Origin of the sequence: Lysobacter sp. Root690 (assembly GCF_001427785.1) — a bacterium.
Classification (GTDB): domain Bacteria; phylum Pseudomonadota; class Gammaproteobacteria; order Xanthomonadales; family Xanthomonadaceae; genus Lysobacter.
This window is the reverse complement of the sequence record NZ_LMHM01000001.1, coordinates 440,339-450,243: the sequence shown is the minus strand read 5'-3', so window position 1 is coordinate 450,243 and position 9,905 is coordinate 440,339. Positions and strand designations below refer to the sequence as shown.

Genomic DNA, 9,905 nt, shown 5'->3' with positions numbered 1-9,905 from the left:
CCCGACCTCACGCAGCGCAGGGCGCAGCCCCCTTTTTCAAAGTGGGCGAATTGACTCGCGCGCTCATACATAACGACAGCCCGATCAACCAGCAGGCCGACCATCTCCCAACCCCCCGCGCCCCTGCTTTTCCCCCCTTTGCAAAAGGGGGGCAGGGGGGATTCGCTTTTAGCCCGTCCACCATCACCCACCAACAACATCGATCCCATCCTCACCACAAACAAACCCCACCACCCCCATCCCCCGCCAAAGCCCGATAGACCCTTCACCCCCACCTAGCTACCATCGGCCGACCTACCGAGGGCCTCCCCAATGAAGTTGCCAATCGCCACGCCCCTGGCGGTGCTCTGCGCCGCCGTCCTGTCGCTGCCGGCCTACGCCGCCAAGCCCGCCAAAGCCCCGAAGGCGCCCAAAGCCCCGACCTTCGACACCAAGCGCCTGTCCGACGAGGTCAAGACCCTGTCCTCCGACGAGTTCGAAGGCCGCGGCCCGGCCACCGCCGGCGAGACCAAGACCATCGACTACGTCGTCGCCCAGATGAAAGCGGCCGGCATCCAGCCCGGCGGCGACCTCAAGGACGGCAAGCGCCTGTGGACCCAGGCCGTGCCGCTGCTGCGCACCGAAATCGCCGGCGCCCCGACCCTGTCGGTCGCGGTCAAGAAGAAAGCCCGCGCCCTCACCCAGGGCAACGAGATCGCCGTGCGCGCCGCGCTCGACGGCTCCAAGACCGTGAGCTTCAAGAACGCCCCGTTGGTGTTCGCCGGTTACGGCGTCGCCGCGCCCGAGCGCCAGTGGGACGACTTCAAGGGCGTCGACCTGAAAGGCAAGATCGCGGTCGTGCTGATCAACGACCCGGACTTCGAATCGGGTAACGGCGACTTCGGCGGCAAGGCCATGACCTACTACGGCCGCTGGACCTACAAGTTCGAAGAGGCCGCCCGCCGCGGCGCGCTCGGCCTGCTGATCGTCCACGAAACCGACCCGGCGTCGTACGGCTGGGCCACGGTCAAGAACTCCAACACCAACACCATGTTCGACGTGGTGCGCGACAATCCCAGCGCCACCCACCCGACCATGGAAGGCTGGATCCAGCGCGACCTCGCCGTCAGCCTGTTCAAGAGCGCCGGCCTGGACTTCGAAAAACTCAAGAAGCAGGCGCAGACCCGCGAGTTCAAGCCGGTCGTGCTCAAGAACGTGACCCTGTCGGCCAACTACGCCGTCGACAGCCAGGTCATCACCTCGCAGAACATCGTCGGCCGCATCGACGGCAGCAAGAAGCCCGACGAAACCGTCATCTACAGCGCGCACTGGGATCACCTGGGCGTCGGCCAGCCCGATGCGAAGGGCGACAAGATCTACAACGGCGCCGTCGACAACGCCACCGGCACCGCCGCGCTGATCGAAATCGGCCGCGCCTTCGCCAAGGGCAAGAAGCCGCAGCGCTCGATCGTGCTGCTCAACGTCACCGCCGAGGAAAAGGGCCTGCTGGGGTCGGAGTACTACTCCGCGCGTCCGCTGTACCCGCTGGCCAAGACCGTCGCCGTCATCAACATGGACGCCCTCGACCCGACCGGCCCCTCGCGCGACTTCACCACCTCCGGCAGCGCCAAGCAGGACCTGCTGACCGATCTGATCAGCACCGCCCAGCGCTGGAACCTGAGCTACGTCGACGACCCGAAGCCCGAAGCCGGCCACTTCTTCCGCTCCGATCACTTCCCGTTCGCCAAGCGCGGCGTGCCGGCGATCTCGTTCGGCTCGGGCGAAGACAAGGTCGACGGCGGCGTCGCGGCCGGCAAGGCCGAGAGCGACGCCTACACCCGCGACCGCTACCACCAGCCCGCCGACCAGTGGGAGTCCACCTGGACCTTCGCCGGCATGGCCCGCGACATGCAGATCCTCTACACCCTGGGCAATGAACTCGCCAACTCCAACAAGTGGCCGAACTGGAGCGAAGACTCCGAGTTCCGCGCCGCGCGCGACGAGACGGCGGATCAGCGTCCGAGCAAGTAAGCCTGCAACCGCGCCGGGTCCAACCCGGCGCTAAAAACCAAACGGCCGCGTCGGAGCCCGCATCGCTCCTCGCGGCCGTTTCGTTTCTGGCTGCCCCACAACCCGTTCCCCCAACCCCGCATCACCCGCAAACCAAACCTGACGCCAGCCTCGTATCCCCTATAGGAGCGGCGCAAGCCGCGACCGCGCCACATCAACCATCAACGCACCTGACCGAACCCCGGGGCCCCACCGCCCCTCACCCCAGCGGCAAGTTATGCCCGATCCGCCACAACACCCCGCTCGGATCGACCAGCGTGAAATCGCGAAGCATCCACGGCCGATCCTCCGGCGTCCCGATCTCCACCCCGAACGTCTTCGCGATCTTCTGCTCGTCCAGATGCCGCCACCAATCGTCCGCGCTCTCCACCAGCAGATGCATCTGGAAATTCTGCGCATGCTCGGGGACGTAGAAGTTCTGCAGCAGGAAGCTGCAATGGCCGTGGTGGACGTAGGCGAGGGTGTCGTCGGACCAGGGGATGGTGAAGCCGATTGCTTCGTAGAAGCGCTTTGACAAATCGAAATTGCGCGCCGGAACAAAGGCTTTGGCTTCGATGGATTGCAAATTAATCTCGGTCATGAACGATTCGGAGAGAGAGTGTTGTGCGATTATTGTGAGGCGTTAGGGGGCGGAGCGTAGTATCTATATTTTTACTTCAATCGGTAGGGGGGCGGATGGAACTGCACGGGTACGCTAAAATATTTTATGCAGGGGGCGGGCTGGCTTGGGCGTTTGCTGGCCTTGATGGAGTCTTGAAGGGGTATGTAAATTCTGATGTGATGAGAGGGCTGGTTGTAGCCGGTATTTTTTTCATGCTGATTGCATTGTCGCTTTCAGTAGTGAACTTTGTGATGAAGCGGGGTACGTTTGAAGGATCCTTTAGAGCTCGGCATGTTAAAAGACGAGAACTGAGTGAGGTGCTGGATTTTTCAGCAAGCTTTGTTCCGCAAGTTCCACCTCTAGATAGATTGTTGGCGATACACGATGCGAGTCGATGTTGCATATGGTTTGTTGAGAGGGTGTCTGGTTTGCGTGGTGAAAACACTTCAAGACGTGTTGGTTTTTTTTCAATTATTAGCTTAACCGAAGGCGCTGTTTCTCTATTGGTCGGCAATAATATTAATGGCCTTAGGCTGGATCGTTCGCATATTGCTGGTCCGCGTCGAAAGGTGGCGGGGCTGTATATAGGTGGTATGGGCGCGCGCGGGTTTAGAGCCCGAGGCTGGCTTGTGCAGCACATTCAGGCGCGTATATCTCAATTCTTTGATGAGGGTGGTCCAGTCGTTTTTACGAGGCCCGTTACTCAGGATGGTCTCCGTCTTGCAGAGAAACTAGGCTTCGTGCCAGTCGTGCAGAGCGAACCTGGGGTTGGCGCCGTTTATCGTCTGGATGGCGAATGAATTTAGGGCGGCTCGCTTTCATTTTCATCTGACGCATCAGCGATTTTAGTTGGATTGGTGTGGTCATGGTTCCACTAGACGGGCGCTAACTCATCTGGATGACTCAGACTCTTGGATGGACTTGATAACTCAAATGTGATTTGGCTAACCCCGAAATGGGTTATTTTGACTTGGGCTTTAGTCTTCTTGGGTGCCTACAGTCCTCAACAAGCCCGAGTACCTGCGCCTACGCCAGTTGTTGGTAGAGGCGCGTGAGCGCGCTGGGCTTACACAGACGCAGGTAGCTGACAAGCTGCACCGCGCGCAATCGTTCGTGTCCAAGTACGAGCTAGGCGAGCGCAGGCTCGATGTCATCGACTTCATGCACGTGTGCGCCTGCCTAGGCGTTGATCCAGGCGATGTCATCCGGCAGGTCGCTAAATCCCGTAAGTAACCATCCGCATGCCCGTGCTGCATCTTTGTTGTGGATCGCGAGCTTTTCGTTGCATTGCATATCCCAAAATGGGTTGAAATTACCCCAAAACGGGATATAAGGGTGTTGGTGATCTCTGGATTGTTCATCACGAATAGCCGCAGCAATGTTCGGAAGGAGTCGCGCATGCCCGTTACCACGTCACACGCACCTTTTGCTATTTCGCCTCAGCATCGCGAGGTCGCCTCAGGGGAAGTTAATTTGGCGATCGCCCGCGATTGGGCTGATTCCCTTGGGGTTCCAGTGGCCTACCTCTACGCCGACAACGCCGACTTAGCCGAGGTGATCCTCGCCTTCGGCCTACTGCCCGAATCCGAGCAACGCCGCCTCGCGCTTGAGCTGAAGGCACGCGTCAGCCCACCGGCCACGCGTACCCGCCCAGCCCACAAGGCGCGGGCGAGGCCGCGCACGGGCTAAGCCGGGTCTGGTCGCGTCGTAGCCAAAGTGAAGCTGCCGACGCCGGCACGGTAAAGGACGACTCCAGACACTGCGCGCGCTTCGTCCGACCCGACATGCACCATCGATATGTATTTTTTCCATTCCGTAGTGCGAAAAAGCTTCATCGAAAGCCCGGCGATTGATTCCGGAATCCAAAAAAGCTCCATGCGAATCGCAAATTGCTGCTTCGGAATCCGAAATTGCTGCATGCGAGCAGTAGATCGGGATTCGCGAGAGCGAAACAGTCATTCGCGAGTCCGGAATCGGGACTGCGGAGTCCGAAAAAGCTTCACGCGAGTCCCAAATTAGGACTCCGGAGTACGAAAACGTCCTTCGCGAGCAGCAGATTTGGATTGCGCAGTCCCAAAGAGCTTCACGCGAACACCGAATCGGCATTCGGGAATGCAAAATTCGCTTGAGCGATTGCCTCGCCAGCGCTACGGAATCCGAAATAGCTTCATGCGACTACCTCGCCGGTCTTCCCTGATGCCTGTCCCGGCTTCGCAAGCGCATTGCCCATGCTTGGCAATGCAGCCCGGGTTCTGCGATGCAGCCTTGCGGTGCAACTGAACTCTGCCAGGAGCGTCGCGCGCAGCCTGTTGGTACACAGTGGGTGCAACTACCAGGCAAAAGCGCCGACGCTGAGAGGCCGAGAGGGCGTGACGCCTGAGCCGCCGGCCGCGTAAGGTTGTCCACGCGTAACAGGAGAAAACGCATGATCTGTCTACAGGGACGTTCGCCGCGATCCAAGCCGGTCGGGCGTTGGAGAGGGCTTCGACTTGTCAGTGCGCTCGCCGCGCTCTGTGTGTTGGGCAGCGCCGGTAGTGCGGTGGGAGGTTCTGTATCGGATGAGGGGGCGCCTGCACAAGCGCCGTCGGTCGTCACCGAGCCGGTGGGGCAATCGGTGGCCTGCCCATCCGCCGACTTCAAGGAATTCTTGAAGGCATTCGCCAACCGTGGCGCGGTGCAGTCGGCCTATTCGCTATGGCCGTACAAGGCCAAGTTTCCCTATTACTGGGAACACAACACTCAGCCGGGCGATCCGAAATTCCCGCGTTGGCAGGTCGAGGAGCGGGGCGACGTACCTGGCATCAAGTATCGCTACGATGCGACGCGAGACGTGTATGTGTACGACACTGAGGTGTTGGCGGCATCCGAGCGCTGGATGAAGCCACGCGATACCCAGCGTAAGCGTCCGCCTGCGCCGCTCGCGGCGTTCAAGATCAAGCGTGTTTCCGCGACCCGGTACGACGTCGTGGTCGATGCGGGCGTGACCGACAGTTATGAGAAGAAATCCGACTGCTGGTACTTCGCCCAGCATTGGGAGTCCGAGCCCCTGGCTTTATGCAAATGGCCGGACGAGTGCCGGAAGTTGCGCGAATACGAAGGCCCGTCCAACTGACGTCGCCCGATTTGTGGTGAGCGGCTAGTCAGGTCGATCATGCCTGGCGACTGAAGTTTGGTTTGACCACTTCCTTCCCCGCCCGCAACGCATCCATCACCTCATCCCAGCACCCGAACTCTTCCCTCAGCACCGGCTTCAACTGCTCGGGCAGCGGATAACCGTCCAGGTCGTCGTCGTATTGCCAGTCGTCCCACGCGGCGGCGCGGGTGTCGAAGGTGTAAGGCGCGTTGATGGTGGCCGCGTTGAAGAAGTGGTCGTCCCAGATCAGCAGCGGCGCGGTCGCGGTGCCGTCGATGTACAGCTCGCCGTGGTTGGTGTGGCCGAGCACGGTGTCGGTCACGTCGGCGTCGCCGCGGATGCGGATGAACGCGCCGCCGGCGATCAGGCTGCGCGCGCGCAGGTGCTCGCGCACCAGCAGGACCGGGCCGGCCCACTGGCTGATGATCGCGCCGCCGACGTGCAGGCTGCCTTCGATGGCGACGCCGTCGATGCCTTCGCCGGGCGGGCAGCCGGCGGCGTCGCGCCAGTCGTGCCGCGACGGGTTGGCGTTGCCGTCGGGGCGGTCCCATTCCAGTTGCAGGTCGCCGTCGACGCTGAGGTCGCCGGGGACGACCAGGATGCGCCAGTCGGCCGGCATGTAGTCGGGGACGCGGTAGGCGTCGGCGAGGTCGGCCAGGGCGACGATGCGGGGCGATGACGGGCTCATGGGTTCCTTGGACGGACGGTCCTGTTCGGGCTTGCGATCTTAGCGGCGCATGCGCATATTCGTGTGACCTACATCACGCTGGTCTTGGGGGCTGATATGGATGCGGCAGGCGAAGGCGGGGGTCTGCGGGCGAGTGCGGCGCCGCGGCGTGGCGAACGGCCCAATGTGCTGCGGGTGTCGGCCATAGCCGGGGCATTGGCGTTGCATGCGTGGTTGCTGCTGGCGGTGACGTTGCCGGTCAATCCGTTCGAGCGATCGTCTTACCTGCCGGCCGGCGATTCGTTGGTTGTCGAGATTCCGTATTCGCAGCTACCCGAACGGCCCGGCTGCGGCCTGCGTCTCCCCGATCCGCCGCCGAATCTTACGGCCGTCGCGCAACACGTGCGCGTATCGATCGATCCCACGCCGACGTTGCCGCTGTCGGTGCCGAGCCTACTGGACACGTTGCGGCTGCCACCAGCGCATTACCGCGCGAGTGTCGATCTGCCGCTGCAGGCCATCGTCTCGCCCGCACCGGTGTACCCGCGTAAAGCGTTGCATGCCGGGCTCAGCGGTTCGGTCGAGATCGAGGTGGTCGTCGGCGTCGACGGCGTGCCGCTGTCGGCGAGGATCGCGCGCAGCAGCGGCCATCGCGCGCTCGACGAGGCGGCGTTGGCCGCGGTGCTGAGCGGTTGGCGTTTCCAACCGCGGGTGCGCGACGGCGAGGCGGTCGAAGCGGTCGCGCGGGTGCCGATCGAATTCGTGTTGCCGACCGGCAGCGCACGCGGCTGACGGCTGGGTTTAGCCATAGGGTCGACGATGGAGAACTTCGCGATTTATGCGCTGGTATACGTGGCGCCGCAGTTTTTGGCGATGTTCTACTTTTGGGTGATCAGGCCGCGTTTGTCTTTCAAGATCAACGCCGAGGGCCTCGTCTCACAAGACCAGGACAACCCCGGGTCGGTGCGATGGGAGGATATCCGTAGTGCGCGTTTGTATCGCGAAGGCGGCGACTACGATTGGGTGCTGCGCACGACCAGCGGCTTGTTCTTAATCGATGAGGCCACCGAGGTTTCGCTTCGTGCGCGCTTGCTCAAGGCTATGTCCGAGCATCTGCCGGGCTTCTGCGCCGACAGCGCACGTCAGGCGATAAAGGCGCGGACGGATTGTTGGAGCTGGGAGCGGCCGTCGCAATGCGATTGCGGCCCTGATGCTGCCGTTTATGCTGACGCTAAATCGATCAAAAATTAGAACCGGAAACACTCCAGGAGGGATGTGTGATTACACGTGGTTTGTCGTCGGCGCTGTTGCTTTGTTCGCTCGTCTGCGCGTCCGCATTCGCGCAGGACGCGCCCGAACCGTCCGCCTCGCCGGCCGCCGCGTCGGCACCGGCGACCGTGCCCAAGCTGCACATCGTCTGGGACTGCGGCGAGTGCGAGCACAACGATAAGGTGCCGCCGCTGATCGAGCAGGCCTACGCCGAAGAAGCGCAGGAGCATTCCGCCACCGTGTCCGAGACCGAGGTCGCCGAAGTGACGATCACCGATATCCGTCAGCGTCCGCCCGGCGTGCGGGTGATGTTCGGGGTCATGGCGGGGCGCGACCGTCTCGCGCTGCGCATCCGTTATCGCGATCGCGACGATGAGGTCAAGGACACCTCGTCCAACATCATTCAAGGCCTCAACAGCCTGTCGGCCTCGGTCGGCCGCAAGGCGTATGCGGCGCTGTCGGCGCGGCCCGCGCCGTAACGCCCTGGGCGCGTGGGAACCCGCGAATCTGTGGTTGCAGTCGCACAACCGCATCGCCCGGTGCCGGGCGACGATTGACGCGCCGGCCACGGCGGGCGTATTGCTGACCGGCAGGCCGCCGCGGGTGCGTATCACAGCCGCCTTGCGCCGGCGCTGCGGGGACTTATCGCACGCATCGACACTTACGAGGGACTGTATGAAGAAGTTGATCGGAACGACCATCGTCAAGAATGCCATCACCCTGGCCATCGCCGCGCAGCAGCAGGTCAGCCAGAACCAGGCGCCGGCGCCGACGCCGGAAGAGAAGGCGATCCTGGATCTGCTCGCCAAGTAAGCGGCGGGGTACGACCGAAGCGGCGCGGCTCCGGCCGGGCCGCTTCGTTTTTGCGAGGCCATGAGGCAAGGAGCGCGGGCATGATTCCGTTGGAACGCGAGCGGTCGCTGGCCGATGCGCAGCGGGCGATCGACGCTTTTCTCGCGCGCCAAGGGTGGCGCGCGCAGATCGACAGCAGCGACACGGGCCTGCAAGGCGCGGTGTGCATGCTGCACGACGCCGACGGCGAGGCCATCGGCAGCGGCTTCGGCAAGGGCGAGCGCGACGCGGCGCGGGTCGGCGCGCTGTACGAAGCGGTCGAACACGTCTATGCGAATACCTCGGCGCCGCAGGAACGCGCCGAGTTGCGCGCGGCGTCAATGCTGTTCGCCGATCCGCGTTACGCCGCGCTGCCGTTTTTCGCCGAGTTGGGACGGCAGGCGACGCGGCAGCTGAGTTGCCTGCGTTATCGCCCGTTCTTCGGCGACGGCGACGATTTCGCGGTGCCGGCGTTCCTGTGCCGGCCGAATGCGCTGGCGGATCTGTTGCCCGGCGACGACTTCGATTACAGCAGCGTGATCCGCTACGGCTCCAACAGCGGCACGGCGATCGGCGCCAGCCTGGAAGAAGCCGCGGTGCACGCGATCGGCGAATTGATCGAGCGCGATTCGTGGTCGCTGTTTCTGGCCGCGCATTACCTGGGCGAGCCCTCGCGCTTCGGCGCCTGGATCGACCCGGCCTCGTTGCCCGAATCGGTCGCGGCCGTGCACAGGGCCGCGAGCGCGCAGCTCGGCCGCGAGGTGCTGCTGATCGATACGACCAGCGACCTGGGCGTGCCGGCCTTCATCGCCACCACCGACCGCATTGTCGATAGCGAAGCGGTATTCCCCACCGGTTACGGCGCGTCGCTATACGCCGAGCACGCGGCGATCCGCGCCTTGACCGAACTGGTGCAGACCGTGGTGGTCGGGCAACGTCTGACCAGCGTCGGCGATTACAGTCGGCAGGTGCTGCAGGCCTTGGCCGAATATCCCAAGCTGCGCGCCTGTGCGTATTTCCAGGTGGACCGTGAGCGGATGCGACATGCGGCCTGGTCGCATCCGCAGCGCGAACGCCAGCCGCCGGCGACGTTGCTGCGCGAATTGATCGACACCTTGGCCGAGCGCGGCATCGAGCTGCATCACCTGATCCATCACCGCGAAGGCGACGCGTTCTGCGTGGTCAGCTGCGTGGCGCTGGAGCTCGAGCGGTTCCTGTTGGTCACCACCGGCATGGTGATGGCGCCGGGACGGCGCGGGATGGCGTTGTTGGCGGGGGCGTTGGCGGGCCGGACGGCTGAGTTCGCCTGATCCCTGGGCACGGCTCGCAGGAGTTCGCCCTACCTGTCACCCCGC

Annotated in this window: 12 protein-coding genes; 10 read left to right on the top strand and 2 right to left on the bottom strand. The window is 63.2% G+C overall.

Going from position 1 to position 9,905, the window contains the following annotated elements; all coding sequences use genetic code 11:
- Positions 1–312 precede the first annotated feature (312 nt).
- Positions 313–2,010: a M28 family metallopeptidase gene (locus tag ASD86_RS01965; protein WP_082577975.1), complete on the top strand. Its 1,698-nt coding sequence runs from the start codon at positions 313–315 to the stop codon at positions 2,008–2,010.
- A 238-nt stretch (positions 2,011–2,248) separates the two neighbouring features.
- On the opposite strand, the gene ASD86_RS01960 is transcribed toward ASD86_RS01965, so the two are convergent.
- A complete protein-coding gene (locus ASD86_RS01960) occupies positions 2,249–2,629 on the bottom strand; it encodes a VOC family protein (protein ID WP_056106296.1) in 381 nt (126 codons plus the stop codon).
- Between the two features lie 95 nt (positions 2,630–2,724).
- Here ASD86_RS01960 and ASD86_RS26335 point away from each other — a divergent pair, with 95 nt between their 5' ends.
- From ASD86_RS26335 to ASD86_RS01940, 4 genes are all read left to right on the top strand, one after another.
- The gene (locus tag ASD86_RS26335; protein WP_157476013.1) at positions 2,725–3,450 is read left to right on the top strand and encodes a hypothetical protein; all 726 of its coding nucleotides are present in this window, start codon (positions 2,725–2,727) and stop codon (positions 3,448–3,450) included.
- A 190-nt stretch (positions 3,451–3,640) separates the two neighbouring features.
- A complete protein-coding gene (locus tag ASD86_RS01955) occupies positions 3,641–3,883 on the top strand; it encodes a helix-turn-helix transcriptional regulator (RefSeq protein WP_056106295.1) in 243 nt (80 codons plus the stop codon).
- A gap of 165 nt (positions 3,884–4,048) precedes the next feature.
- A complete protein-coding gene (locus ASD86_RS01950) occupies positions 4,049–4,339 on the top strand; it encodes a hypothetical protein (protein ID WP_157476011.1) in 291 nt (96 codons plus the stop codon).
- A gap of 736 nt (positions 4,340–5,075) precedes the next feature.
- Positions 5,076–5,762, top strand: a complete 687-nt coding sequence (locus ASD86_RS01940) for a hypothetical protein (RefSeq protein ID WP_157476009.1) — start codon at positions 5,076–5,078, stop codon at positions 5,760–5,762.
- A 37-nt stretch (positions 5,763–5,799) separates the two neighbouring features.
- On the opposite strand, the gene ASD86_RS01935 is transcribed toward ASD86_RS01940, so the two are convergent.
- Positions 5,800–6,471 (bottom strand): hypothetical protein, encoded by a 672-nt coding sequence (locus tag ASD86_RS01935; RefSeq protein ID WP_056106283.1) that lies wholly within the window; start codon positions 6,469–6,471, stop codon positions 5,800–5,802.
- 96 nt (positions 6,472–6,567) lie between these two features.
- On the opposite strand from ASD86_RS01935, the gene ASD86_RS01930 reads away from it, so the two are divergent.
- The 5 genes from ASD86_RS01930 to ASD86_RS01915 all read left to right on the top strand — a co-directional run bounded on the left by ASD86_RS01930 (position 6,568) and on the right by ASD86_RS01915 (position 9,860).
- Positions 6,568–7,242 (top strand): energy transducer TonB, encoded by a 675-nt coding sequence (locus ASD86_RS01930; RefSeq protein ID WP_056106280.1) that lies wholly within the window; start codon positions 6,568–6,570, stop codon positions 7,240–7,242.
- A 27-nt stretch (positions 7,243–7,269) separates the two neighbouring features.
- Entirely contained in the window at positions 7,270–7,701 is a 432-nt protein-coding gene (locus tag ASD86_RS01925; RefSeq protein ID WP_056106276.1) for a hypothetical protein, read from the top strand.
- Between the two features lie 26 nt (positions 7,702–7,727).
- A complete protein-coding gene (locus ASD86_RS01920) occupies positions 7,728–8,198 on the top strand; it encodes a hypothetical protein (protein ID WP_157476007.1) in 471 nt (156 codons plus the stop codon).
- A gap of 196 nt (positions 8,199–8,394) precedes the next feature.
- Positions 8,395–8,532 (top strand): hypothetical protein, encoded by a 138-nt coding sequence (locus ASD86_RS26330; protein ID WP_157476005.1) that lies wholly within the window; start codon positions 8,395–8,397, stop codon positions 8,530–8,532.
- Positions 8,533–8,612: 80 nt separating this feature from the next.
- A complete protein-coding gene (locus tag ASD86_RS01915; RefSeq protein ID WP_056106271.1) occupies positions 8,613–9,860 on the top strand; it encodes a YcaO-like family protein in 1,248 nt (415 codons plus the stop codon).
- Positions 9,861–9,905: the final 45 nt, after the last annotated feature.

Bases quoted from the DNA above. Each gene is read 5' to 3' on its own strand.
- ASD86_RS01965 (WP_082577975.1), top strand. From the start codon at position 313: ATGAAGTTGCCAATCGCCACGCCCCTGGCGGTGCTCTGCGCCGCCGTC.
- ASD86_RS01960 (WP_056106296.1), bottom strand. From the start codon at position 2,629: ATGACCGAGATTAATTTGCAATCCATCGAAGCCAAAGCCTTTGTTCCG.
- ASD86_RS26335 (WP_157476013.1), top strand. From the start codon at position 2,725: ATGGAACTGCACGGGTACGCTAAAATATTTTATGCAGGGGGCGGGCTG.
- ASD86_RS01950 (WP_157476011.1), top strand. From the start codon at position 4,049: ATGCCCGTTACCACGTCACACGCACCTTTTGCTATTTCGCCTCAGCAT.
- ASD86_RS01940 (WP_157476009.1), top strand. From the start codon at position 5,076: ATGATCTGTCTACAGGGACGTTCGCCGCGATCCAAGCCGGTCGGGCGT.
- ASD86_RS01935 (WP_056106283.1), bottom strand. From the start codon at position 6,471: ATGAGCCCGTCATCGCCCCGCATCGTCGCCCTGGCCGACCTCGCCGAC.
- ASD86_RS01930 (WP_056106280.1), top strand. From the start codon at position 6,568: ATGGATGCGGCAGGCGAAGGCGGGGGTCTGCGGGCGAGTGCGGCGCCG.
- ASD86_RS01925 (WP_056106276.1), top strand. From the start codon at position 7,270: ATGGAGAACTTCGCGATTTATGCGCTGGTATACGTGGCGCCGCAGTTT.
- ASD86_RS26330 (WP_157476005.1), top strand. From the start codon at position 8,395: ATGAAGAAGTTGATCGGAACGACCATCGTCAAGAATGCCATCACCCTG.
- ASD86_RS01915 (WP_056106271.1), top strand. From the start codon at position 8,613: ATGATTCCGTTGGAACGCGAGCGGTCGCTGGCCGATGCGCAGCGGGCG.